The sequence below is a fragment of the Actinacidiphila glaucinigra genome, assembly GCF_900188405.1.
Classification (GTDB): domain Bacteria; phylum Actinomycetota; class Actinomycetes; order Streptomycetales; family Streptomycetaceae; genus Actinacidiphila; species Actinacidiphila glaucinigra.
The window spans coordinates 1-24,644 of the sequence record NZ_FZOF01000027.1 but is presented as its reverse complement, the minus strand read 5'-3'; the positions used below and the strand labels follow the sequence as shown (position 1 = coordinate 24,644).

Below are 24,644 nucleotides of genomic sequence, written 5' to 3'. Positions count from 1 at the left end.
TTGCGGGGGTCTCCCTGATGGCCTCGTTCGCCGCGTCGACCGGCACCTGATCGACAGACCACCTGCAGCGACGCCGCAACACGCAGGGAAGGAACAAGAAAGTGAACGACACCAAGACCAAGCAGTCCACCGAAGATCTGGCGATCCTCGAGCAGCTCAACAACGACTATGTCCACTCCGACCAGTTCAACGATGTCCAGCGCTTCAGCGAGCTGCTCGCCGAGGACTTCGTCGTGCAGACTCCGGGTGTCACGCGCAACCGTGCCGAGTTCCTCGAATACATCGCCAAGCCGCGGCCCTTCAAGGATCTTGCTGTGCACGACGTCAAGATCCGCATTCTCAGTGACGTCGCCCTGATCCACGCCCGCGCCACGTACACCATGCTCGCGGACGGAGCGGCTCAGGAAGCCCTGTACACGGACACCTACCAGAAGCGTGACGGTGGCTGGGTCTGTGTCTCGGCCTGCGCGATCGCCCCGGGCACCTGAACTCTCCCGAGGACCTCGGCGGGGAAGCGAGGCGGTGCATCACGTAGCGCGTCGCGCTCGTGCAGGCCGGCGCGTCCACGACCGACATCGGGTCTGACTTACCGACTCATGGAAAGGCACTGCTCGATGCAGGACGTGGCGCCAGTGATCAACCTGACTCGCCGGGGCAGACCGCTCCAGTTGGCGTTCTTCTCTGCGGTGGTCTCCCTGGTGGCCGCGTTCGCCGCGTCTGCCGCTCCGATCCCGTTGTTCAACACCTACCGGGCCGAGGACGGGTTCACCAACGCCGGCATCTCACTGGCCGTCGTCAGCAACTCCGTCGGCACCATCGCCGGACTGCTGGTGCTGGGACGACTGTCCGGTCATCTGGGCCGACGGCCCACCGCGATCGCCAGTCTCGGCCTGCTCCTGCTGGGCTGTCTGCTGCTGCTGAACGTGCACGACATCGGGACCCTGCTGGCTGGTCGGCTACTGATGGGGGTCGGCACCGGGGTGGCCAGCAGCAGCCTCACCTCGTACATCGTCGACGCCGCACCCACCAGGCCGGAATGGCTGGCTGCCGTCGCCTCCAGCCAGGGACCCATGCTCGGCCTCACCCTCGGCGCCGTCGCCTCCGGCGCCCTGGTCCAGTTCGGCCCCTGGCCACGCCACCTCATCTACCTGGTATGCGCCGGCCTCCTCGTACTCGGTGCCACGCTCATCGTCACCAGCCCGGAAACCGCGAAGCCGATACCCGGCGCCTGGCGATCACTGCAACCCCGGGTCCGCATACCGGCCCGGGTCAGGCATCTGCTCCCCGTCGCCGCCGCGGTGTTCCTGGCGACCTGGGCGACCGGGGCCTTCTACCAGGCCTTCATGCCCGCACTGGTCGCAGATCAGTTCCACACCCACAGCCCGCTCACCCTCGGACTGTTGTTCGCCTTCTACATGGCCCCCAGCGTTCTCGGCGCTCCCATCGGCGGCCGGTTCACATCCGCGGCGGGCCAGCGAATCGGCATGACCATCTTCCTGGCCGGATGGATCGGCATCATCGCAGCGATCGCCATGGGCACACTGGCGTTGTTCATCGCCGCAACCATCATCGCCGGCACCGGTCAAGGCATCGCCATCAGCTCCGCCACCCGCGGCCTGCTGCACGACAGCTCCCTCGCCGACCGGGCGCCGATCTTCAGCGCCATCTACCTCCTCTGCTACAGCGGAGCCGCCTTCCCCAGCCTCGTCTCCGGCCAGCTCTCGAACGTCTTCCCACTACCGCGGATCGCCGTCGGCTACGCCGTACTTGCCATCGTCGCCACCCTCTTCACCGTTCTCGCCGCGCGCGACCCGCACAGCGACATCGACGGGGAACGGGCGAAGCGGTGAGTGATCACGCTGAGGTCCTCCCGCCCGACGAGCCGGGCCGGATCACCCCGGCCGCCCTCCTGGTGTGGGCTGCGGTCGCACGGTCGGTTGGCCGGGCCAAGACGGACACTGCTGTGGTCTCCTCCGGGTGACCGTCCACAGCAGGTGGTCGATCCCCGCCGTGGAGAACAACCGGGACTACGCCACCCTCATCGAAGGTGACCCCAGAACCCATGAGTGCCCGCAGGCCACACCCGTTCGTCCGAACCCACCTGCCGGGTTCCCCAACAGAAGGCTGACAATGACGTTCAATTTCGGGGCCGAGGCGTCTGCCCGTGAAGAGAACAACGCTGCGCTCATCGCTGCTTTGGACGAGGAGAATCTCAGCGAGACGGAGTCCATCTGGGTGCTCGACGTCGTCCACGACGCGGAGCACGGTCGCTGGATCGCCGCTCTCGGTGATGTAGGGATCGCCGAGCTCTCGTACCGGTTCGTGGGCGGCCGCGTCGTGCTGTTGACGACCTGGGTCGACCCCGCCTACCGGAAGAATCGGGTGGCCACGGAGCTCATCTCCCGCGTGCTGGACGAAATCCGCGAGATCGGGAAGAAGATCACCATCATCTGTCCTGTGGTGGGTGAGTTCATCGACCGCAACCCCAAGTACGCCGACCTCATCGATACGGTCCATCCCGGCGCCGGCGCCTTCCCCAAGCGCGAGCCCGCGGAAGGCCGCCACGAAGATGAGCCGAGGACTTCGGTGAGGAAGCGTGACGGGGACGTCGTAACGTCCACGCCACGCTCGAACGGGCCAGAGCGGCCGTGACCGGCATCGTCCAAAGCCGTCTTGGGCGAGGCCGCGCCGAGAAGGCCCGGTACCGCGTCATGCGGGGATTCATCGCGGTCTCCGTGCGGGACTGGACTTCCCCGGGGGGCGAAGGCGGCCCGGCAGGGTGCGTGACCACAGGAGGACTCTTTCGTCCGCTGTCTCCTGTGCTTCGGCCATCATGGATGTGGACTGGCTGCATGGAAACCGTACGTCTGCAGAGCATGAGAGGACTATTCAGTCCGAAAAAGTGGCCGACCTGCGGTACCTTGGAGGAAGGCGGTTCCCTGCGGACAACCAAGTGGCGAAGCCCCACAAGGACCTCCAGGGCGGTAGGCGCCATGCATGCAGGCGTCCAGTTCCCAGCGCTCGGCCCAGTTCGGCCAGCACAAAGAGGGGGTCGAGGTCGGAGCCGGTCAGCCGAGGCACTGCGACGTTCCTGCCGTAGCTCGGCCGCTGCACCCGGCTGATCGCGGGGACCTCCGTCGAGGCTGCGCACACAGCCGGTACACCCTCACCGCACAAAAACGATCATTCGGGAAAGGTTCGTTATGCCGGGCTCCGAGCTCTATGAGAAATTCATGGCCCTGCACACCCGCGACGGCGGCCTCGTCATGCCGAACGCATGGGACGGCCTCTCGGCGCTGATGCTGGCCGATGCCGGCTTCGAGGCGATCGCGACGTCATCGGCGGCACTCGCCACCACACTCGGCCGGTCCGACGGGCGTCACGAAGTCACCCGTGATGAGCACCTTGAGCATGCGCGGCTGCTCGGCCGCCTCACCGGGCTGCCCGTCAACGGGGACTTCGAGGACGGTTACGGCGACACGCCCGAAGGTGTCGCCGCGACCGTGGAAGCCGCCGTCGAGTCCGGCCTGGCCGGTATCGGGATCGAAGACACCTCGGGCAATCCCGATCAACCGATCCGTGACTTCGACGAGGCGGTCAACCGCATACGCAGCGCCGTCGAGGCTGCCAAGGGGCGCATCGTCGTCACCGGCCGCACCGACAACTTCATCCAGGGGCGGCCCGATCTCGACGACACCATCCGGCGTCTGACGGCCTTCGCGGAGGCCGGCGCGGATGTGCTCTACGCCCCTTACCCACCCGACCTCGACGCACTCGTCGCGATCGTCACCGCCGTCGCGCCGACACCGGTCAACGTCCTCATCTCGCCGGCGGACAAGGTGCTGACCGTCGCTGAACTGCAGAAGGCCGGAGTCAAGCGCATCAGCGTGGGTCCAGCGCTCTACACCCACGCGATGGAGGCACTCGACCAGGCCATCAAGGCTCTCGTCGCGGGTGACCTCACCACCGCGACGACAGGAACCAGCTTCGAGCGCATCGGCGAACTACTTGCCCGCGGATCGAACTAGCCCCAACCCTGCGAATCACCGCTGCTCACCCGCTCATCGTAAGAAAAGGGAAGATTCACATGAATCTCGATAAGCTCATGAACAAGCATCTCACCAGGTATTTCGATCCCAGCAAGACCATTCCGGCGGAAACCCTTCAGCAGCTGCTGCGGTTCCTGCGCTCCACGCCGTCATCGGTGAACGTACAGCCCAACCACTATTACGTCCTCGCCACGCCCGAAGGCAAGGAGCGGCTCGCCGGCAACCTGGGCGAACGATTCCGGGACAACGCCGAGAAGATCCTGAACGCGTCGCACACCATCATCCTCACCACCCGGGCGGATCTGCCCGACACCCACCTCGAGGCGGTGTTCGCGAAGGAGAGGGCCGATGGCCGGTTCCCTGATCCGTCCAAGCAGGAGCTGTGGGAATCCATGACCCGGGACTTCCTCGACCTTCGCAACTATGGCTACAAGGACCTGAACCACTGGATGGAGAAGCAGACCTACATGGCGGTGGGCCTGACCATGATGGCGGCCGCCGAGCTCGGCGTCGAGGCCACCCCGCTGGAGGGGTTCGACCCGACCAGTGTCGACAAGGCCTTCAAGATCCGCGAGAGCGGGCACACCACGACGGTGCTGCTGGCCCTCGGCTACCCCGACCCGGAGAAGGTGTACACCACCCCGGTCTCGCGCTTCGACGCGGACCAGCTGTTCACCTTCATCTAAAAACGTACCCGGAAACTAAAACGCACCACACATGACCAAGAAGGGCTATTTCGATGAAAGCCATTGTGGTCAGCGACCCGGCTGCGGGAACGGCCGGAATGACGCTGACGGAGCGGCCTGAGCCGCTCGCGGCGATCAACGACGTCATCGTCCGGATCCATGCGTCGGGCTTCGTCCCCACGGAGATGGAGTGGCCGTCCACCTGGGCCGATCGCGCGGGCCGTGACAAGACACCGTCGATCCCCGGCCACGAGCTGGCCGGAGTGGTCACCGCTCTGGGCTACGGCACGACGGGGCTGTCGGTCGGGCAGCGGGTGTTCGGTCTCGCCGACTGGCATCGCGACGGCACCCTCGCGGAGTACGTGGCGATCGAAGCCCGCAACCTCGCACCGCTGCCGGGCGACGTCGACTTCACGGTGGGCGCGTCCCTGCCGATCTCGGGTCTGACTGCGTGGCAGGGCCTGTTCCAGCACGGCCGCCTCCAGGCCGGCCAGACGGTTCTTGCGCATGGCGCGGCCGGGGCGGTCGGGACGATGGTGACTCAGCTGGCACGTGAAGCCGGCGCCTACGTCGTCGGCACCGGACGCGCCGCCGACCGCGAGAAGGCGCTCGACTTCGGCGCGCACGAGTTCGTCGACCTCGACAACGACACGCTGAAGGACGTCGGCGGCGTCGACCTGGTCTTCGATGTCATCGGTGGCGACGTTCAGAAGCAGTCCGCCGCCCTGATCAGGGCCGGAGGAACACTGGTGTCGATCGTCGGCCCGGTCGAAGCTCGGCCTGCTGACGGCCTGGCCGTGGACTTCGTCGTCGAAGCCGATCGCGCCGAACTCGGCGAGATCGTGCAGCGGGTACGGGACGGGCGGCTGCGGACCAACATCGGTGACGTCGCGAGCCTCGACGATGCCATCAGCGCCCTCAACCCGACCACGCGACGCCTCGGGAAGACAGTCATCCGCGTCCTCCCGTAGGCCGTGGACGGCCACCGTCCGAGCGGCAGGTTCGTCGTCCTGATCCACGCCACGGCCATCGGCCGCCGACCGGCGCAAGGAACCGAACCGGCATGCGCCAGGCACTCGAACCGACAGAGGAGGTTGATCACCTTGGACGGACAGGAACTGCAGAAGATCGCGCGCGACTACACCGCGGAACTGCCCGGCACCGACCGGGAGGATCGCTTCGACCCCGACTGGGAGCTCCACAAGGTGGGCGGCAAGGTCTTCATGCTCATGACCGACATGCCTGGACGCCCCGTCCTGATCCTCAAAGCCGATCCGGACGACGCCACAGCCCTGCGTGAGCAGCACGCGGCCATCACCCCCGGCTACCACATGAACAAAAGGCACTGGATCACGGTGGAAGGCGGAGACACCATCGACGACACGCTGGTCAAGGAACTCGTGGCCGACTCCTACCGCCTCGTGGTCGGCGGGCTTCCCAAGTCCAGGCAACCCGTGGATCCACACACCTACAACCGACACGCCTGACCCTCGCCACGCCCATCCTGCGGCGCAGCGTCACAGCAGTAATCTGGAGCCTCCCATGCGCGTTTTCGTCACTGGCGCCAGCGGCAGCATCGGCTCGGCTGTCGTTCCCGAACTCATCGCCGCCGGTCACGAGGTCCTCGGCCTCGTCCGCTCCGATGCCGCGGCTGCCGCCGTCGCCGCCGGCGGCGGGACGCCGCTTCGCGGCGACCTCACCGACCTCGACAGCCTCCGCGCCGGCGCCGCGCAGGCCGACGGTGTCATCAACCTGGCCTTCAGCAACGACTGGAGCAACATCGAGCAAGGCATCGACGAGGAGGCGCGCGCCGTCAAGACCCTCGCGGCCGCACTCGAAGGCAGCGGGAGGCCATTCGTGCACGCCGGCCTCACACCGATGCAACCGGGCCACACCACCACCGAGGAGGACCCCGACACCACCAACGGTCCGGTCGGCGGCCGCGGCCACACCTCTGACGCGGTGCTGAACCTGGCCGCCCAGGGCATCCGGTCCTCCGTCGTGCGGCTGCCTCGCTCCGTGCACCAACGCGGGACCACATACGGCTTCTGCTCGGTGCTCATCGCCGCCGCGCAGGAGACGGGCGTGTCCGCGTACGTCGGCGACGGCACACAGCGATGGCCGGCGGTCAACCTGCTTGACGCCGCACAGCTGTTCCGCATCGCACTCGAGGACGCCGCGCCGGGCACGGTCCTGCACGCGGTAGCCGACGAGGGCGACACCATGAGGTCGCTGGCCGAGACCATCGGCAGCGTTCTCGCGGTGCCGGTCGAGTCGGCGCCGCCCGAGCGCTTCGGCGTCATCGGCCGCGTGTTCGCCCTTGACATGCCGTCGTCGAGTGCACTGACCCGGGAACGGTTCGACTGGGAGCCCACCCACCCGCGCCTGATCGACGACCTCGCTGCCGGCGACTACCCTGCCCTGGGCTGAAATCCCCGGGATACCGCCGGGACCGGGCGGGGAGCGGCTACTGACCACCTTGATAGTGGACGCCCGGTCGCCGAGGCCCCTGCGCCAGCGATCATGGCGCAGCTATCTCTGACAGTGCGAAGACCTCTTTGCTGCGTGCTCGACAGTGATGGATGGGGTGCGGGCGTTGGCGATCCAGTAGCGTCTTTTTCGCTGTCAGTGATGGGGGCGAGATGTCAGGGGAATACTACGTAAGGGGCCCGGACGGGTTATTCCGGCGAATCGACCCTGAGTCGGGCGAGGAGTCAGGGCCTCCGTTCATGGGACCTGATCTTCAGATGCGGGTCGAAGCAGATCTCTGGCGAGCGCGTCAACGGATGGCCTGGGGGGTCGCTGTAGCGGTCACATCTGCCGCATTGGCGGTGTGGTTCTCGGGCCGCGAAGCAGCAGTGGCCATCTTCCTCTGTGGCTGGATCGTTTTGGGTGTCGCTGTGTCACTGATCGGGTTGACCCGGGAAAGACACATACGGAAGCATCTGCGCAGGCTTGGCATCCCGATTGAGGCCGTAACCATCCGGCGCCGCTGATCAAAGCGGTTCTCGGTTCTCAGGTCGTATGTGTGGGTCATTCTGTGGTGGGTTGACGGCCTGGGAAGGTGGGGCGGTCGCCTGCGAGGGCGGGCATGATGCCGTTCATAGGACGCTCAGGTCGAGGTTGTGCCGCTCTTCGCAGTACTTGCGCTCGGCCCAGTGGGCGGTAACCCCCGTGGTGGTGCGGGTGATCCGCACGACGCAGTCGGGCAGGCGCGATACCTGCGAGCCAGGCGTAGGTGTAGCCGGTTGCCGCGGGGTCGGATCCGTCCTGCGCGACCCGGCCCTCGCGGAATCCGCGCTCCGGCAGGATGGGTGCATGCATCTCGATGTCCTGCGAATCCGTGACGACTTCCCCGCGCTGAGGGAAAAGGTGGCCCACTTCGACGGGCCGGGTGGCTCACAGGTGCCCCGCCAGGTCGCCGAGGCGATGGCTGCGGTGATGTGCTCGGGCATCTCCAACAGGGGCTCGGTGACAGCCGCCGAGCGCCGTGCCGAGCACGTCGTCGCGGAGGCGCGGCGGGCCATTGCGGACCTACTCGGCTGTGAGCCGCGCGGCGTCGTCTTCTCCCGGTCGGCGACGCAGGCGGCGTACGACGTCTCCCGTACGCTGGCGCGGCAGTGGACAGCCGGTGACGAGGTGGTCGTCACCCGTCTGGACCACGATGCCAACATCCGGCCGTGGATCCAGGCCGCGGAATCCGCCGGGGCGGCGGTGCGGTGGGCCGCGTTCGATCCCGGGAGCGGTGAGTTGAGCGTCGACGCCCTGCGGGAACAGCTGTCCGGCCGGACCCGATTGGTGGCGGTCACCGGGGCGTCGAACGTGCTGGGCACACGCCCCGACATCGCGGCGATCGCCGCGGCCGTCCACGAGGTCGGAGCCCTGCTGTACGTGGACGGGGTGCACCTGACGCCGCACGCGCCGGTCGACCTGGCCGCCCTGGGCGCCGATTTCTTCTCGTGTTCGCCCTACAAGTTCTTCGGCCCCCATCATGGTGTCGTGGTCGCCGATCCGGGACTGTGGGAGGAATTGCGACCGGACAAGCTGCTGCCTTCCACCGACGACGTGCCGGAACGGTTCGAGCTGGGCACTCTGCCGTACGAGATGCTCGCAGGTACCACCGCGGCCGTGGACTACATCGCCTCACTGGCGTCCTCCGCGGGCGACCGGCGCAGCCGGGTGCTGGAGTCGATGCGAGCGGTCGAAACATACGAGCAGGAGCTGCTGGGGCGGCTGCTGGAGGGGCTGTCGGGCATCGACAGGGTGCGGCTGTACGGCGCGCCGGCACTTCGTACGCCGACGGTGTTCTTCTCCGTGGAGGGAGTGCCCGGCCGGGAGGTCTACGAGCGGCTGGCGCAGCGCGGCGTGAACGTCCCCGCGGGGAACTTCTACGCGCTCGAGGCGTCGCGGCTGCTGGGGCTCGGCGACACCGGCGCAGTGCGTGCCGGGCTCGCCCCGTACGTCGACGCCGAGGACGTGCAGCGGCTGATCGACGGTCTCGCGGAGGTGGCCAGGTGAACCGCGCAGTGCGGGTCACGGGCGCGTCCCGGGGCATCGGCCGGGCTGTCGCCGCGGCGTTCGCGCGGTCCCGCGACCAGGTCGCGGTGCACGGCAACAGGTCCGTACGGGAGGCCGAGCAGGTGGCTGCGTCCGAGACATGACCCTCTCGGTCATCGGCGGCCCGGACGGGGCGAACGCGGCGGCCCCCCTTCTGGACCTCGATGAGGCACACCTTCGCCTTCGGAGGGCGGCCCGGCCTTCCCTGAACGGTGCCGGGACCGTGCATCCGTCTCCCGCGGGCAGGCGCGCGGTCACAGCGGCGCGCGGTACACGTCGCCGGGTTAGACTCGCGCCCCGGACGCGGGAAGGAGCGGACACGTGAGCGCAGCACCCATACGGTTCGGCATCGTGGGCAGTGGCTGGCGGGCCGAGTTCTTCGCCCGGCTGGCGAGGGCGCTGCCCGAACGGCTCGCGGTGGTCGGCGTGGTGACGCGCTCGGCCGAACGAGCCGCGCAGGTGGAGGCGGAGTGGGGGGTGCCCGCCTTCCGGACGGTCGGTGAACTATGCGGCAGTGAACCGGAGTTCGTGATCCCGTCGGTGCCGTGGGAGGTTACGCCCCAGGTCGTGCGGGAACTCGTCGAGCACGAGGTGCCGGTCCTCGCGGAGACACCGCCGGCGCCCGACGTGACCGGGCTTCGGAATTTGTGGGATGCCGTGGGAGGCGCGACGCGCGCCGGGGGCGGAGGACTCGTCCAGGTCGCGGAGCAGTACACACTGATGCCCGGCCACGCCGCTCGTATCGCCCTCGTACAAGAGGGGCTGATCGGCGAGGTGACGTCCGTCCAGGTGTCCTCGACCCACATGTATCACGCGATGTCGCTGATCCGGCACACGCTGGGGGTCGGTTGCGGGCCCGTGACGGTGACGGCTCGGGCCTTCACCGCCCCGCTCGCCGATCCGCTGTCCCCCGGCGGCTGGTCGGACGACCTCACGCCCAAGGACGCCGTCACCACCCTCGCTCTCCTGGACTTCGGCGGGGCCCGCACGGGCCTGTACGACTTCACGGACAACCAGTGGTGGAATCCGCTGCGCGCCCGCCGGATTGTGGTGCGCGGCTCGCTCGGCGAGATCGTGGACGACACGGTGGTGCGGATGGCCGATCCGCGCACGCCGGTGGAGTCCCCGCTGGTGCGTCGCCGCACCGGCACCGACCTCAACCTCGAAGGGGCGGAGGTGCACCACATCTCGTTCGACGGACGGATTGTGTGGCGCAACGAATATCTGGGCGCGAGCCTGTCCGAGGACGACCTCGCCGTGGTGGACCTGCTGTGCCGCACCGGCGCATGGGTCCGGGACGCCGGCCCGGAACCGTATCCGCTGGCCGAGGGGTGCCAGGACCATCTGCTGGCGTTGGCCATCGATGAGTCCGTGCTTACGGGGGCGCCGGTGACGACCGCGGTGGAGGCGTGGGCGGCCCGCTGATCCCGCTGGCGGCGCACTGGCCGATGCCTCAGTCCGGCCGCCATCGACGACGTCCACAGGACCCGAGCTCGTGGAACGAGCCGGGTCACGTCGTTGCGGTTGCCGCCAGTCAAGGTGACAGCGACCGGGATGCCGGCGGCATCGGTGATCAAGTGAGCAATAGTCAAGACCTGTGGATCAGGCTGCGTAAGCCCCGGGGCGTTCGACGAGCCGGCCAAGGCTCAGGTCCCGAGGCACCGGACACGGCCCTCGGTGGCACGCACCGGTCTTGCTTGTCTTCAGGACTCGCCCCAGGCGTCATTCCGGAAGGTACGCCCTCCCCGGATGCGCGCCTTCATCGAGAGTCAGGACTGGCTCACCGCCCACTACCTGCCGCCCTACGCATCCGACCTGAACCCGGTTGTGGGGATCTGGTCACTGCTGAGACGCAGTTGCCAGGCCAACACCGCTTTTGCTGACCCCGATCACCTCATCCGCGCACTCCGCCGCAGTCTCCGCAAGATCCAGTACCGCAGCGACCTCATCGACGGATGCCTCACCGAAGCCGGACTCACCCCAACGACGCCACGCCTACAACCTCAGTAGCGGCGACCCCCGGCTCTGCGCGGCGGATCACCGGTCCCGGCGTGTGCGCTTGGTCATCCGTCCCAGGAATCCGCGGCGGGCGGGCCCGGTGAACGGCGGGAGCTCCGCGAAGCCGGGTTCGGCGCCCAGGGTCCCGGCGAGGTGGGCGAGCGCCGTCCGTACCCGGGTGAGCGGGTGGCCGGGGAAGCGCGCGTCGTACTCTTGGGCGTCGGCGCGGTGGAAGGGGAGCCCGCCGCGCAGCCCGGGCGCGTAGGGATGCTCCAGGAAGTACTGCTCGGGTCCGAGTTCGGCGAGCACCATGGTCTCGCGCATCCCTGTGACGCCGTCTTCGAAAGCCTGCACCTTGACCACCGCGCTGCAGGTCGCGCGCGGCAGGGTGTAAGTGCCCAGGAACGCCTGGCCTCTCGGCTGGTCCGGCAGCGGCACTTTGAGTACCTGGCGCAGCGCCGGCAGTCCGGCGACCCGGACGACGTCGGCCTCGATGAGACCGCCGCCCGCGTCGGCCGTGAAGCGGGCGAGTGCCTGCCGCAGCCGGTCCGGCTCCTCCAGGGGCGCCGGTATGTCCGGAGGCAGGTCGAAGAAGTGCAGGCTGATCACATCGCCGTGGTCGTCGGTCCAGGCGTGCTCGGCGACCTGCCGGTAGCCCGGCAGGTCCGCACCGTCGAGTGGTCCCATGGGAAACGATCATGCCGTAAGGGCGAGTTCGTTGTCACGATGCGCACCAGGGCCGCATACCTGCCGTCGAGGGCGAGCAGTTGGTCGTGCGTGCCGTGTTCGGTGATCCGCCGTGGTCCAGCACTCCGAAAGATCCAGCACCGCAGCGACATCATCGGCGGCTGCCTCATCGAGACCGGACTCACGCCGACGACGCCACGCCCACAAACTCAGTAGAGGTTCCTGGAGGGCTCACCCTGCAGGGCACGTGCCGGGAGTTTGAGTGACGGTACGGGGCTGTGCCCGTCGCCTTCCCGCTGACGTGCCAGCCCACGATGCACAGCATGGGACGGAGCCGCTTGCGCACGGGAGCATCGGGGGCTCGGCAGAGGGTGGCGGCGCGGACGCACTCGCCCTGTTCGTCAGAGATGGTTCCCGAAGTCGAGTTCGCTGGCCAGCAGTGCCGCTCCGGCCACTCCGGCGCGCGGGCCGAGTTCCGACAGCACGATCTGCAGGTTTCCGGTGGCGAGCGGCAGCGAGCCCTTGTAGACGACGCTGCGGATCTCGGCGAGCAGCAGATGGCCGAGCCCGGAGACGCCGCCGCCGATCACGATCATCGACGGGTTGATGAAGCTGACCAGAGTGGCCAGGACCTGCCCCACGCGGTGGCCGCCGTCCCGGATCAGGTTGACGCACGTGACGTCCCCGCCGGCTGCGCACTCTCCCACGTCCACCGCGGTGAGGGCGCCCTCCGCGGCGAGGCGTTCGGCCAGCGCCGGTGACTGTCCCGAGCGGGCGGCGGCGGTGGCGTCGCGGGCCAGGGCCACACCGCCGAAGAAGGCCTCCAGGCAGCCGGTCCTGCCGCATGAGCAGGCCGGTCCCTCAGGCTCGACCTGTATGTGGCCGATGTCGCCCGCGGATCCCTCCGACCCGCGGTAGATCTGGCCGTGGACCTGGACACCGCAGCCTATGCCACTGCCGATCTTGACGAACAGCAGATTGTCGACGGCCTTGGCGACCCCTGCGTACCGTTCGCCGAGGGCCATCACGTTGACGTCGTTGTCCACCACGACCGGGCAGCCGTGCGCGCGGGTGAGGGTGTTCCGGACGGGGAAGCGGTCCCAGCCCGGCATGATCGGCGGGGAGACCGAGATTCCCTCCTTGAAGCTGACCGGCCCCGGCAGTCCGATGCCTATGGAGTTGAATCGCGTGCACCCGGCCTGGTTCGCCATGGTGTTCAGGAGTTCGTTGACCCTGTCCAGGACCGCACGCGGACCTTTGCGGATATCGGCGGCCTCGGCGTAGGAGGCGATCGGGTTCAGCCCTCCGTCGGTGATCTCGATGTCGATCGAACTGGCCCCGAGGTCCACCGCCGCGAAGCGGATGTCGGGATCGAGCTGGACGAGAGTGGAAGGGCGGCCGCCGCGAGAGGTGGCCCGCCCTGCCTCGAGTACCTTCCCGGCGGCGATCAGTGCCTCGAGTTCAGCCAGTAGCCTCGGCCTCGCCACTTCCAGCTCGTCGGACAGCTGCGCGCGCGACAGCGGTCCGAGGTCGCGCAACAGGCTCAGCACGCGGTACTGGATGCTCACGGGCTCACTTCCTGGGTATCGGCCGAATGTGTGACAAAACGTTAGGGGCGTTACTTAATAGGCGTCAATGGCTTTCACGTGAATCGTCGAAAGTTAAATCCGAAACGATAAAAGCGCCGGTGTGCCGGGAAGCGGCCCGACGGGCATCGCAGCTCGGGACTGCCGGGCATGCGGACGGCTCCAGGGCGGTCGGCCGCCGTCCCCCGGCGGCCACTGGAGAGCCCTGGAGCCATGGGCAGGATGCTGCCCGGCCCCGTGACGGCCGGGCAGCACCCCTCACGTCAGTCGGCCAGACCTCCCTTCACGGCGAGGGCATCGCGGGCAAGGGCGGTCCGCGCGGTCGCGTCGGTCACCAGCTTGGTGTCCGCGGCCAGTTGCGCGACCTGGTCCAGGACCGCGGCCGCCTGGTTGATGCGCCCTGCGTCGGCGTGTGCCCGGGCCTGGTCGAGCCGGACCGTCAGCCGCTGCCGGCCCTGCTCGGTCAGCCGGTTCTCCGCACGCAGCTGGGTGATCAGAGTGTCCAGCTCGTCGAAGGAGGTGCTGGTGGTGAAGTGCACCGTGCGAGTGGTGGTGTTGCCCGCCGCGTCACGACCTGTGACCACCAGGTCGTGACCGCCCAGCGGCAACCGCCACAGCAGCAGTGGCTGCCCCGGGGTGACGGGACTACCGTCCAGCGTCGCGGTCGCGGTCGGGCCTCCGGAGACGGCGTCCGTGACCGTGACCACCGGCGTCGGGCGCTGGGAGTCACCGTAGGCCGTGTCGGCCGTGACACCGGCGACCGTCACCGCGGGTCCGGTCTTGTCGATCCGGACGGCGATGGTGCCCACGGCGGAGACGTTGTTGGCCGTGTCCGTCGCCCGGTACCGGATGGAGCTCATCCCCTCCGTGGAGAGGGTGACCGTGCTGTTCGCGCTCAGCCAGGTCGTTCCGCCGTTGAGCGAGTACTCCCGGCTCCTGACTGCCCCGTTGTCGGTGGCGCTGACGGTCAGCGACACATTGCCGGTGTACCAGCCGTTGCTGCCGTTGGGCTGCGCCGGGTTGAGGGTGGCCGTCACCGTCGGCGGGGTCCTGTCGGCGATGCCGGACCCCTGGAAGGTGAAGGAGTCCACATCGACGCCGCCGGAGGACGTGACGTAGAGCTGCCCGGTGCCGGTGGGAGCCTCACTCAGCGCCGTGGTGATCGTCTGCCAGCCGTCGCCCGCCGGGACCGTGATCGTGGCGAACGGGTCGGACCTGGGTGTGCCCCAGCGCAGCGACAGGGTTCCGGCGCCGGTGGCACGGGTCTGCACGCCGGTGATGCCGGCGAAGGACACCGGGTCGTAGCCGATCCAGTCGCCGGCGTCGAAGGCGGTCAGCTTGCGTTGTCCGGAGGCGGTGGCGTCATCGGTGATCACGACGCCCTGGGACGAGTCGTAGTGTTCGCCCTGCATGAGGGCGGGGTTGAGGACGACCTGGGCGTCGCTGGTCGCGGGGGGCACCGTGCCGGCGCCCCGGTCGGTGTAGGTGAGACCGAGGACGCCGAAGACGTTCTCCGTGTCACCGTGGCCCGCGTCCGCCGGGGTGGTGATCGCCCCCGAGCAGCCGGTTCCGCTGGTCACCGGGTGGCCGTGCTGGTTGTGGCCGAGGCCGAGGGTCCAGGCGGCCTTGGTGCAGTCGACGTTGCTGCCGTCCTCCGGGTCGTCGATCCGGGTGGCGTACGGCACCACGTCGCCCCAGGTGAAGAAGCCGCCGTTGGGCGGGGAGGTGAACGCCACCGTCGGAGCGGTGTTGCCCACGGTGATCTGCTTGCTGGTCAGGCCGGTCTTGCCCTCGGGGTCGGTGACCTTGAGCCGGGCCTGGAGCTGGCCGTTGTCGGGATAGGTGCGGGTGGCCGTGGGACCGGTGGTCTCGAACGTGCCGTTGCCGTCGAGGTCCCATTGGTAGGTGAGGGCGGAGCCTTCCGGGTCGCTGGAGCCGGTGGCGCTGAAGGAGACGGTGAGCGGCGCCTGGCCCGAGGAGGGGCTGGCGCTGATCACCGCGGTGGGGGCCTTGTTGCCCTCCGCGTAGTCGATCCGGTAGAGGCCCGCGTCGGGGTTCTGCCGGAAGAAGCCGTCGCCGTAGTCGAGGACGTAGAGCGCGCCGTCGGGGCCGAACTCCAGGTCCATCGGGTTGTCCCACGGCGGGATGCCGTTCCCGGAACGCTGGCTGTTGGGCAGGACGTTCTCCAGCTTGGTGACCGGTCCTTCCGGTCCTGCCAGGGTCAGGGCGGCGACGTAGTCCTGGGAGAACTCCCCGAAGAAGGCCTTGCCGTCCCAGTAGGCGGGGAACTTGCCAGGGGCGGGATTCGACGCGTCGTAGTGGTAGATGGGGCCGCCCATCGGGGCCTGGCCGCCGGGGCCGCCGGGACCGCGGAAGGCGGTCAGTTCCGGCCAGGGCTGGTCGGTGTCGCGGTCGCCGTACCACAAGGTGGCCGCCCTGGACGGGGGCAGCTCGGTGAGGCCGGTGTTCCAGCGGGAGTCGTTGACCGGGGTGGCGCAGTCGAAGGCGGGGCCGGGGGTGAGGGTGGCGAAGTCGAAGTCCCGGTAGGGGCGGGTGTTGTCACCGGTGCAGAACGGCCAGCCGCTGTTCATGGCTGTGGTGGTGGTGTCCCACTCGACGTAGCCCATCGGTCCGCGGTTGGGGTCGGCGTTGCCGGCGTCGGGGCCGTAGTCGCCCCACATCACGGCGCCCGTGGCCTTGTCCACCGTCATCCGGTATGGGTTGCGCAGGCCCATCACGAAGATCTCGGGACGGGTCTTGGCCGTGCCGACGGGGAACAGGTTGCCCGGCGGGATCGTGTAGGTCCCGTCCTCCTGGACGTGGATGCGCAGGATCTTGCCGCGCAGGTCGTTGGTGTTGCCGGAGCCGCGGCGCTCGTCGAGGCCGGGGTTGTAGGTGGCCGCGTCGTTGATCGGGGTGTAGCCGTTCACATTGGGCCCGGACGCGGGCGTGTTGCCGCCGGTGGACAGGTAGAGGTTGCCCTGCGCGTCGAAGTCGACGTCGCCGGCGACGTGGCAGCACTGACCGCGGTTGGTGGTGACGCGGATGATCTCCTGGGCGGTGGACAGGTCGAGCTTGTCTCCCGTCCACTTGAAGCGGGTGAGGGTGTCATAGCCCTCCCACTGCTTCCAGTACGCGTCGGTCTGCCCGGCCGGCAGCCGCTCGGGGGCCGCGCCGGCGGGAGTGCTCAGCGGCGGCGAGTAGTAGAGGTAGACCCAGTGGTTCGTGGCGAAGTCCGGGTCGAGGGTGACGGTCTGCAGACCCATCTCTGAGTTCTGGTAGACGTCGAGGTGGTTGACGACCTTGGTGATTCCGGTGCCGGGGTCGGTCATCCGCAGATCGCCGTTGCGGGCGGTGTGCAGGACGCGCAGATCGGGCAGCACGGCGAGGTCGATCGGCTCGCCGGTGTCCTTGCTGAGCGTGGCCTTCTCGTAGTTCGACCAGTCCACGGCGGGGTCCGCGGCCGCGCTCGCGTGCGCGGCGAGCGCGTCGTCCGGGCGCGCCTGCGCGGCCGGTGCCAACGCGAGACCGCTCAGCATGGGCAGCGATGCGAGGAGCACCCCGGCCATGAGGCCTCTCAGGGTACGGTACACAGTGATGCCTCTCCTTGGTCTGTGCCGGTCAGGAGGTGCGCAGCCGGGCCGGCCCGCCGGTTGCGCCGTGGCAGCGGTACGCAAACGGCGGGCCGGGCCCGGTGGGGTGCCTGCGATCAGGCCAGCAGCCCCTTGAGGGCCGTGAAGCTGCGCTGCGCGGCGCCGAACGAACCCGGCGGGTTGGGCTGGGTGTTGGGGGCGGTGTCCTGCTCCCAGATGCCGACGTGGCTGCCGCGGGCTCCGATGTCCCGGATGAACTGCTGGTACGGCAGGACGCCGGCGCCGAACTCGACGATGGAGTAACCGTCCGCACTCGAGTTGGCGGCGCCGTCCTTCATGTGGAACAGGGGGTAACGGTAGGGCTGGTTGCGCACGTAGGCCGCGGGGTCGAAGCCCGGCCAGCGGTGCTGGCCCACGTAGGCCCAGTACACGTCCAGCTCCAGATAGACGTAGCGCGGGTCGGTGTTGCGCAGGAAGACGTCGTACAGCCGGACCGACGGCTGGTCGGTGGCGAAGGCGAACTCGCCTGCGTGGTTGTGCTGGTACAGCTTCAGACCGCGGGCGGCGGCCGCCTGCCCCCAGGCGTTGAACTCGTCCGCGGCGGCGAGGTAGCCCGAGACCGTGTTGGAGTTCGTCGGTGCGTTGGCGGTGCCGACGTGCGGCATGCCCAGGATCTGCGCCGCGTCCAGCTGGGCCTGGAGGTTGGAGCGGAAGTCCCCGATGCCGACGTGGCTGCCGATCGCCTTCAGGCCGTTGTCGTCGAGCAGCTGCCGGATCTCCTGGAGCGTGATCTGCCGGCCGAGGATCGAGGTGTTCTGGGTGTAGCCCGCGAACTCGACCTCCTTGTAGCCGATGCGTGCCATCTCCTCCAGGACGACCCGGAAGCCGAGCGAGGAGACCTTGTCGCGGACGCTGTAGAGCTGCAGGGAGATGCGGTCCTTCGGGATGGACAGGATGCTGGGCGCGGCGGAGGCGGACGGAGCCGTCGCGGCGCCGACGACGGAGGCGGCGGCGACCGCCACGGTGGCGCCGGCGGTGGCCCGCAGGAAGTCTCTGCGGTCGAAGGATTTGTCCAGGTGGCCCACGGTCACTCCTTGGTGGATGCGGCGAAGAAGAGTGGGGTGTGAGATGTGCGGTGGTGACGGTGCGGAACGCTTCTCGCCCGTGGACGGGCTGGGATCACAGCCCGGTGCCCGCGGCGGCCGCTTCGGCCTCCGCCTGCGCGGTACGCTCCGCCACCTTCGAGGCGAGGTCGTCGCCGCGGTCCTGCGGGGCCGCCTTGGCGGCCCGGGCGAGCGACGCCGAGGGGGCGGTGGTGGTCGCGGCGATGCCGCCGCGAACGCGGGCCAGTGGGCCCACCTGGAGTGTGGGGCTGTTGTCGCTGGCGGTGAGCTTGCCGCGGACGATGGTGTTGTCCAGGACCGCGTTCGCGTTGTTGCCGGTGACCGCGAGGTCGCCGCCGAGGTAGGTGGCCTGCGCGCAGGAACTGAGCGGGCCGTCGCCGCCGAGCTGGAGGGTGTCGGAGTTGTTCTTGTACGCCGTGTCGCCCTCGACCTCGCTGGCGCACAGGACACCGCCGAGCGTGTTGGCGCTCACGGTGAGCGTCTTGGTGATCGTGCTGTCGTATACGTCGGTGTAGAGGTTCGCGTCGCCGGAGACCGCGCCGGAGACGGTGGTGCCGGAGATGTACAGCTCGCCCGAGGAGGATCTGATGTCTCCCTTGACCGTGGCGTCGACGCTGTACAGGAAGCCGTCGACGGCCGAAATGCCGCCGCTCGCCGTGGTGTTCTGCACGTGCGCGCCGAAGGCTCCCTGCTGGGTCACCGCGCCCTTGACGCTGCTGTCGGTGATGTCCAGGTAGGCGTTGTTCCCGACGGCGACGGTGCTGCTGAAGGTGACGCCCTTCGCCACGAGGTCGGCGCCGGCCTCGATCGTCACCGTGCCCTTGACCTTCGTACCGGTCAGCGTGCAGGACGCGCCGGCCGGCACCACGAGGGCGCCGCTCACGGTGACGGCCCCGCCTTCTCCCACACAGGTGGTCGTGAGCGCCGCCTGCGCGGGAGCCGCAATCGTGACCAGCCCGCCCGAGGCCGCGACCAACGAGGCTGCAACAAGGTATGAACGGATCTTCATGGGGCTTTCCCTTCAGCTGCGGTTACGGCCGCGGCGACATGCCGCGGCCTGGAACCCCCGCCAGGGCGGGGTGCTGCGGAGTGCGGGACATCTGTGACGAGGGAAAGCCGCCGCTCGCGGCGGGTGGGAGGTCGGCTTCTCGTCGGCGGTGAGGACGCGTCACATACGGCCCCGGCATGCGGGGCGGGTGGGTTGCAAGGCCGTACTGGCGTTACATCGACGCAACATCGTGTCGATCGGCTGGAACGCTAATCCTGGTCCCCAGTGGTGTCCAGAACTTTGGACCGAGTCATCAAAATCTTTTTGGCGAACCGTCAAAAGATCGCCGCTCTACGCGAATTGATTCCACGGAATGTTGGATAGCGCCTTGACAGGGGTGACGCTCTGCCGCACGCTCGTGACGGTGCGCCACCCACTCAGCGGTTCCACGCACCATCGTCATCCCTGACAGGAGCGCTGATGTCGGCCGGATTGTCGATGATCGGCGCCCGTGGCTCCGTCGCCACCACGGCAACTCTCGGTCTGCCCGGTGTGCGGGCCGGACCGCGCGCCCACCGCAGTCGGCACCAAGCCTCCCCCTTCGCCGATGCCGGCGTTCCGGGGTGGTCCGACCTGGTCGCGGGCCGCCACGACGTAGCCGCTCCGCGCCCCGCGGCCTCCCTAGGGTGCGACCGGACCCGGCGAGGCACCTGTCGTCGCGGCCTGTGGCTTCCGTGCGGGGGGTGGGGTGGGGTGACGGCCAGGACCTCGTCCACGGCCCGCAGTGCGAGGCGTGCAACGAGACACTCGCACAGCTCCTTGGTTCTGGTTCCATTCCGCGGTCGGGGCACCACGGCCGGCGGGTCGCCGGCCTCGTACCGGTATCCGGTCGCGGACGGGACCACGTCCTGCCCGGGCAGGTCCACATCGACCCTCGGGGACCTGCCGGGCTCCCCGGCGAGCGACATGACGCCCGTCAGGACGTGCTGCTCGTTCGTCGAAGCATGTCAGCAGATGAAGGACGGGTTGCGTGTCAGGGCCGTCATTGGACGGGCGGTTAACGGGCGCCGAGGATGTGAACAGCGCGGCTGAACCGCAACGGCTGATCAGCGGCCGAGGTCCAGCTCCAGCACCCGAGATAGCCGTATAAAGACCCACCAACTCGCGGTGTGGTCATGTCATTTGGCCGTCCCCATCGCAGGGCGGGAAGTTCACCTGCGGCCGCGAGCATCTGCCGCCATGAGCAACCTCAGTCGCCGCATCTTCATCCTAGGCGGGCTCACCACCGCGAGCGTCGCAGCGCTCCAACTCGGGGCGACGGCACAGCCGTCGGCCGCCGCCTCCGTCCCCTTCCCCTTCACGCTCGGTGTCGCCTCCGGCGAACCGGACGACAACAGCGTGGTCCTCTGGACGCGTCTGGCTCCCACACCGACCAACGCGGACGGTCAGGGCGGCATGCCCAACGCCGACGTCACCGTCGACTGGCAGGTATCGACCAACCAGAACTTCACGACCCTCGTCAGCTCCGGCACGTTCACCGCCCGCTACGCACAGGCCCACGCGGTCCACGTGCTGGCCGGTGGACTCGCCCCGGACTCGGAGTACTACTACCGGTTCCGGGCCCAGGGATTCATCTCCCCGGTGGGCAGGACCCGCACCGCGCCGGCTCCGAACACGGTCGGGCGAGACTTCACGATGGCCTTCGCCTCGTGCGCCCACTACGAGCAGGGCTACTACACCGCCTACCGACGCATGGCCGACGACCGCCCCGACCTGATCCTGCACCTGGGCGACTACATCTACGAGGGCGGCGCCACCGCCGGCGCCGTGCGCCAGCACCTCGGCAGCGAGATCGTGTCGCTGGCCGACTACCGCCGCCGCTACGCGCTCTACCGCAGCGACCCCGACCTGCAGGCCGCGCACGCGATCGCGCCGTGGCTGGTCGTGCCCGACGACCACGAGGTGGAGAACAACTACGCCAACACGGTCCGCGCCGACAGCAGCCCCGCGCTGACGGCCGCCCAGTGGACCGCGCGTCGCACCGCCGCATACCAGGCCTACTTCGAGAACATGCCACTGCGGGCCGCCGCGACCCCCTCCGGCAACAGCATCCAGCTCTACCGCCGGGTCCGCTGGGGCACCCTCGCCACATTCCACATGCTCGACACCCGCCAGTTCCGCGACGACCAGGCCTGCGGCGACGGGATGAAGGTCTGCGCCGACGCCGATCTGCCGGCCCGCTCGATCACCGGCGCGGCTCAGGAGGCATGGCTGCTCGACGGACTCGGCCAGCACCTGAGCACCTGGGACCTCATAGGCCAGCAGGTCTTCTTCGCCCGCAACGTGAACTCGGCCGGCGCAATGAACATGGATGCCTGGGACGGCTACCGGGGCAGCCGGGCCCGGATCCAGAAGGGCATCATCGACCGCGGCGTACGCAACCCGGTCGTCCTCACCGGTGACGTGCACGCCTCGTGGGGCAACGACCTCAAGGCCGACTACGCCAATCCGTCGTCGGCGACGATCGGCTCCGAGCTCGTCTGCACCTCCATCACCAGCACCGGCAACGGAAGCGCCACCACGGCGATCCCCAACGGATCGCTCAACCCGCACCTGCGCTTCTACTCCAACCGGCGCGGCTACGTCCGCACGCACATCACGCCCTCGCAGCTCACAGCCGACTTCCGGTCGGTGGCGACCGTGACCGAACACGGCGCGCCGGCGACCACCGCCCGTACCTTTGTCATCCACGACGGAACCCCGGGGTTGGCCGATGCGTAAGCTCTCCGTACTCGGCGCAGCCGTCGCCGGCCTGCTCGCCGCCCTCGCCATGACCGCCCCGGCCTCGGCGGCAGGTCCCTCGTCCTGGACGACCGCGAACAGCGACTCCGCCGGTGACCAGGACACCGCCTCGATCGCGGCCAACCGCCTCGGCGACGTCGCGGCGGTGTGGGAGGACGACCGCGACTCCACCAACCCGGGCGACAACGCGCACAGCGACGTGTGGGTCCGGATGTACCGCAACGGCGTCTCGGCCTACGAGAAGAAGCTCTCGGCCGGCGGCACCGCCGGCGTGACCTGGCGGCATCTCCAACCCGACGTGGGACTCGACGACCGGGGCAACGCCGTCGTCGTGTGGGCGGAGGACCCGGACGGCAACGGGTTCTACAACATCACCTACCGCGTCCTGTCCCCGGCCGGGACGCTCCTCGGCTCCGGCCAGGCCAACGCGAGCGCCGACGGCCAGCAGATCCATCCGCGCGTCGCGGTCGATCCGGACGGCGCGCCCAACAGCACCACGGCGGTCGCGTTCTCCGTGGTGTGGGAGGACATCCAGGGCACAGCGGCGGCGACGGTGAAGGCAGCCGGGTTCACCGGGACCACGACCAAAGCCTACGAGGTCACGGTCAACGCGGCCGGCGGCGCGCACCACAACCCCGACGTCGCGACCTCCGCCTCGGGCGACGCCGTCGTCGTCTGGGACGAGGACACCGACAACAACGGCGCCTACCAGATCGGCCTGGTGAAGCTGGCCAAGGCGAACGGCGCGGTCACACTCAGCCGCCGCAGCGCCAACAGCCTCGCCGACGGGCAGCAGCAGCGCCCGGCCGTGGCCGCCGACTTCAACGGCGACTTCGCCGTGGCCTGGGAATCCGATCACACCGGGACCCGTGGCGTCTGGGCCCGATCGTTCACCGCGACCGGCACCGCCGGCTCGGCCGAGGTCGAGGTCTCCAGCGGAGCCGGAGCGGGCAACCCCACCGTTGGCATCGACGACCAGCGCGACGCCGTGGTCGGCTGGAGCGTCGCCGGCACCGATCCAGCGGTCTGGGCCCGGGGCCTCAACCCCGACGGCACCTTCGCCGGCCGGTTGCCGGCCCAGTCCGTCAGCCAGGTCACGACCGGTCGGCAGGAGCAGCTTTCGCTGGCTTCCTCCCCGTTCGGCACACTCTCCATGGCGTACACGGATGACAACGACGGGAACACCTTCGACCAGGTCCTGCTGAGTCTGGGGGCGACCAACTCGGACTGGTGACGTCCACCGGGCGACCCGGGTGGGGTGATCCGGCAGTCGGTGCCGGAGGACCGCGTAGGAATACGGTCCTCCGGCACCGTTGTCGGATCACCGCGTGGTGAAGTGTGGGCCTCTGACAACTCCGAGAGTCCGAGAGCAAGGAGCGTTCCTTCCGATGACCACACTGCCCGCACGTCGCCTTGAGCGCAGCGGACTCGAGACCGCCTCGATGACGGATGTCTCGCCGTTCAAGCCATCGCTCGTCAAAGCGGTCTTCAGAGACGCCACCCCGATGCATGTCTCCAGGTCGGCCGCGTGGGCCGCCGCGTCGGTGACGAGGACAGTGCTGACGGAGATCATCGACTGCGCGAGGAGAGCGGCGGCGGCGGAGGCCCGGAAGAAGCTGATTCCCCGGGACCTTCTCTCGGCGATCGACCGGAACGTCGAGCTCGAGGTGGGGACCAGATGGTACGACCACAGCCCGACGTTTCGAGGCCTGACCGGTGTCCTGTACGACGCCGAGGGCGTCATCGTGTCTTCTCGTAAGCGCAGCAGGTCGCGCAAGCCGAGTGCAGTGGTCGGCGCCCACAGGTTCGAGGCCGGGGTCAAGAAGCTGCTGCGGAGCCAGAGGGCGACGGCTGTCCCGGCGATGGTCCGCGACCTTGACGGCATCGCGAGCGTGTTCCTGACGGACCTCGCCCGGGATGCGGCCATGGTCGTTCGCGAGCGCGGGGCCAAACGTTTCGGTACTGTCACCCCAGTGATGTCGGGCCAACCGGCCCCACCCCCGTTCCTCAACGACTCCCACCGGGACCTGTCAACCGGCAGCGGGGACGGGCGGACGATCGGCAGGGACGACATCCTGGCCGCCACCACGATTCAGTTGTTCGGCGGAAACCTCAGGCAGCGAGCCCTCACCGAAGCACGCAAGGCGACACCGAACGCTTCGGTCGGCTGAAGCCGGCGCCGTGGATGTCAGTGGTCCCTTGGAGACTGTCGTCCATGATCCATACACATGGTGTCGACTGGACGACCGGCCACCTGCCCGGTCAGGTATGTGGAGTCCCGGGCCATCTCCAGAACATGCTCTCTCCGGACCCCGCGGTACGGACCGAGGCGTTTGCGGAGTCTGTGCGGAGGCCCATGACCAAGGAGCCGTCGACCCGTGCACCGCATTGAGCTTGCCGTTCCTGTTCGACATGGCCGATGACCGGGCTACTCCCGACCGGGCAGGGATCGTCGAGCTGCGTCTCAGCATTGGGCGCGAAGCTCTGGGCCGTGACCCTGAGGGCATCTATTTCACCGTGTTCTGCCGAGGAAGCTTGGGGTTTCAGCCCCGGGAGGAATCGGCTCCTGAACGC

General features: G+C 68.8%; 20 protein-coding genes and 2 pseudogenes. 16 read left to right on the top strand and 6 right to left on the bottom strand.

Annotated features, from left to right (window positions below; genetic code table 11):
• Positions 1 to 101: 101 nt before the first annotated feature.
• The 11 genes from CHF15_RS35155 (at position 102) to CHF15_RS35110 (ending at position 10,717) form a co-directional block, all read left to right on the top strand.
• The gene (locus CHF15_RS35155) at positions 102 to 488 is read left to right on the top strand and encodes a nuclear transport factor 2 family protein (protein WP_089227979.1); all 387 of its coding nucleotides are present in this window, start codon (positions 102 to 104) and stop codon (positions 486 to 488) included.
• 144 nt (positions 489 to 632) lie between these two features.
• Complete coding sequence (locus CHF15_RS35150; protein ID WP_245939202.1) at positions 633 to 1,850, top strand: MFS transporter; 1,218 nt, start codon at positions 633 to 635, stop codon at positions 1,848 to 1,850.
• A gap of 127 nt (positions 1,851 to 1,977) precedes the next feature.
• Positions 1,978 to 2,652, top strand: a complete 675-nt coding sequence (locus CHF15_RS35145; protein ID WP_245939201.1) for a GNAT family N-acetyltransferase — start codon at positions 1,978 to 1,980, stop codon at positions 2,650 to 2,652.
• A gap of 581 nt (positions 2,653 to 3,233) precedes the next feature.
• Entirely contained in the window at positions 3,234 to 4,028 is a 795-nt protein-coding gene (locus CHF15_RS35140; RefSeq protein WP_245939200.1) for an isocitrate lyase/PEP mutase family protein, read from the top strand.
• Positions 4,029 to 4,087: 59 nt separating this feature from the next.
• Complete coding sequence (locus CHF15_RS35135; RefSeq protein WP_089227975.1) at positions 4,088 to 4,735, top strand: nitroreductase family protein; 648 nt, start codon at positions 4,088 to 4,090, stop codon at positions 4,733 to 4,735.
• A 53-nt stretch (positions 4,736 to 4,788) separates the two neighbouring features.
• Positions 4,789 to 5,706 carry an NADP-dependent oxidoreductase gene (locus CHF15_RS35130; RefSeq protein ID WP_089227974.1) on the top strand — a complete coding sequence of 306 codons (918 nt, stop codon included), beginning with the start codon at positions 4,789 to 4,791 and terminating at the stop codon, positions 5,704 to 5,706.
• A 132-nt stretch (positions 5,707 to 5,838) separates the two neighbouring features.
• The gene (locus tag CHF15_RS35125; protein WP_089227973.1) at positions 5,839 to 6,222 is read left to right on the top strand and encodes an MmcQ/YjbR family DNA-binding protein; all 384 of its coding nucleotides are present in this window, start codon (positions 5,839 to 5,841) and stop codon (positions 6,220 to 6,222) included.
• Positions 6,223 to 6,277: 55 nt separating this feature from the next.
• A complete protein-coding gene (locus CHF15_RS35120) occupies positions 6,278 to 7,165 on the top strand; it encodes an SDR family oxidoreductase (protein WP_089227972.1) in 888 nt (295 codons plus the stop codon).
• 888 nt (positions 7,166 to 8,053) lie between these two features.
• Positions 8,054 to 9,253 (top strand): cysteine desulfurase-like protein, encoded by a 1,200-nt coding sequence (locus tag CHF15_RS35115; protein ID WP_089227971.1) that lies wholly within the window; start codon positions 8,054 to 8,056, stop codon positions 9,251 to 9,253.
• Positions 9,250 to 9,396: an SDR family NAD(P)-dependent oxidoreductase gene (locus CHF15_RS44160; RefSeq protein ID WP_220093363.1), complete on the top strand. Its 147-nt coding sequence runs from the start codon at positions 9,250 to 9,252 to the stop codon at positions 9,394 to 9,396. Before CHF15_RS35115 ends, CHF15_RS44160 begins: the two co-directional genes overlap by 4 nt.
• A 217-nt stretch (positions 9,397 to 9,613) precedes the next feature.
• Entirely contained in the window at positions 9,614 to 10,717 is a 1,104-nt protein-coding gene (locus CHF15_RS35110; RefSeq protein WP_089227970.1) for a Gfo/Idh/MocA family protein, read from the top strand.
• On the opposite strand, the pseudogene CHF15_RS46820 reads toward CHF15_RS35110, so the two are convergent.
• Positions 10,717 to 10,872 (bottom strand): annotated as a pseudogene (locus CHF15_RS46820) (IS5/IS1182 family transposase); the annotation flags it as partial. The gene CHF15_RS35110 and the pseudogene CHF15_RS46820 overlap by 1 nt on opposite strands.
• Before the next feature lie 169 nt (positions 10,873 to 11,041).
• On the opposite strand from CHF15_RS46820, the pseudogene CHF15_RS35105 reads away from it, so the two are divergent.
• Positions 11,042 to 11,302 (top strand): annotated as a pseudogene (locus tag CHF15_RS35105) (transposase); the annotation flags it as partial.
• A gap of 27 nt (positions 11,303 to 11,329) precedes the next feature.
• On the opposite strand, the gene CHF15_RS35100 reads toward CHF15_RS35105, so the two are convergent.
• The 5 genes from CHF15_RS35100 to CHF15_RS35080 form a co-directional block, all read right to left on the bottom strand.
• Complete coding sequence (locus CHF15_RS35100; protein ID WP_089227968.1) at positions 11,330 to 11,977, bottom strand: hypothetical protein; 648 nt, start codon at positions 11,975 to 11,977, stop codon at positions 11,330 to 11,332.
• Between the two features lie 401 nt (positions 11,978 to 12,378).
• A complete protein-coding gene (locus CHF15_RS35095; protein WP_089227967.1) occupies positions 12,379 to 13,545 on the bottom strand; it encodes an ROK family transcriptional regulator in 1,167 nt (388 codons plus the stop codon).
• A gap of 281 nt (positions 13,546 to 13,826) precedes the next feature.
• Complete coding sequence (locus CHF15_RS35090) at positions 13,827 to 17,132, bottom strand: PQQ-dependent sugar dehydrogenase (RefSeq protein WP_089227966.1); 3,306 nt, start codon at positions 17,130 to 17,132, stop codon at positions 13,827 to 13,829.
• Between the two features lie 140 nt (positions 17,133 to 17,272).
• Entirely contained in the window at positions 17,273 to 18,241 is a 969-nt protein-coding gene (locus tag CHF15_RS35085) for a sugar phosphate isomerase/epimerase family protein (protein ID WP_089227965.1), read from the bottom strand.
• A 94-nt stretch (positions 18,242 to 18,335) separates the two neighbouring features.
• Positions 18,336 to 19,289, bottom strand: coding sequence for a hypothetical protein (locus tag CHF15_RS35080; protein ID WP_143681711.1), 954 nt, complete (start codon positions 19,287 to 19,289; stop codon positions 18,336 to 18,338).
• Between the two features lie 1,218 nt (positions 19,290 to 20,507).
• Here CHF15_RS35080 and CHF15_RS35075 point away from each other — a divergent pair.
• The 4 genes from CHF15_RS35075 to CHF15_RS45530 all read left to right on the top strand — a co-directional run.
• Positions 20,508 to 22,049 (top strand): alkaline phosphatase D family protein, encoded by a 1,542-nt coding sequence (locus CHF15_RS35075; RefSeq protein ID WP_089227963.1) that lies wholly within the window; start codon positions 20,508 to 20,510, stop codon positions 22,047 to 22,049.
• Entirely contained in the window at positions 22,042 to 23,304 is a 1,263-nt protein-coding gene (locus CHF15_RS35070) for a hypothetical protein (protein ID WP_089227962.1), read from the top strand. The genes CHF15_RS35075 and CHF15_RS35070 overlap by 8 nt, the downstream gene beginning before the upstream one ends.
• Before the next feature lie 154 nt (positions 23,305 to 23,458).
• Complete coding sequence (locus CHF15_RS35065; RefSeq protein WP_089227961.1) at positions 23,459 to 24,241, top strand: hypothetical protein; 783 nt, start codon at positions 23,459 to 23,461, stop codon at positions 24,239 to 24,241.
• 223 nt (positions 24,242 to 24,464) lie between these two features.
• The coding region (locus tag CHF15_RS45530) for a hypothetical protein (protein WP_220093362.1) at positions 24,465 to 24,644 on the top strand (180 nt) is incomplete at its 3' end.

What these genes read in the sequence shown, in the direction of transcription:
- CHF15_RS35140 (WP_245939200.1), top strand. Translation starts at nt 3,234, where the DNA reads ATGGCCCTGCACACCCGCGACGGCGGCCTCGTCATGCCGAACGCATGG.
- CHF15_RS35135 (WP_089227975.1), top strand. Translation starts at nt 4,088, where the DNA reads ATGAATCTCGATAAGCTCATGAACAAGCATCTCACCAGGTATTTCGAT.
- CHF15_RS35130 (WP_089227974.1), top strand. Translation starts at nt 4,789, where the DNA reads ATGAAAGCCATTGTGGTCAGCGACCCGGCTGCGGGAACGGCCGGAATG.
- CHF15_RS35120 (WP_089227972.1), top strand. Translation starts at nt 6,278, where the DNA reads ATGCGCGTTTTCGTCACTGGCGCCAGCGGCAGCATCGGCTCGGCTGTC.
- CHF15_RS35115 (WP_089227971.1), top strand. Translation starts at nt 8,054, where the DNA reads ATGCATCTCGATGTCCTGCGAATCCGTGACGACTTCCCCGCGCTGAGG.
- CHF15_RS35100 (WP_089227968.1), bottom strand. Translation starts at nt 11,977, where the DNA reads ATGGGACCACTCGACGGTGCGGACCTGCCGGGCTACCGGCAGGTCGCC.
- CHF15_RS35090 (WP_089227966.1), bottom strand. Translation starts at nt 17,132, where the DNA reads ATGGCCGGGGTGCTCCTCGCATCGCTGCCCATGCTGAGCGGTCTCGCG.
- CHF15_RS35080 (WP_143681711.1), bottom strand. Translation starts at nt 19,289, where the DNA reads ATGAAGATCCGTTCATACCTTGTTGCAGCCTCGTTGGTCGCGGCCTCG.
- CHF15_RS35075 (WP_089227963.1), top strand. Translation starts at nt 20,508, where the DNA reads ATGAGCAACCTCAGTCGCCGCATCTTCATCCTAGGCGGGCTCACCACC.
- CHF15_RS35070 (WP_089227962.1), top strand. Translation starts at nt 22,042, where the DNA reads ATGCGTAAGCTCTCCGTACTCGGCGCAGCCGTCGCCGGCCTGCTCGCC.
- CHF15_RS35065 (WP_089227961.1), top strand. Translation starts at nt 23,459, where the DNA reads ATGACCACACTGCCCGCACGTCGCCTTGAGCGCAGCGGACTCGAGACC.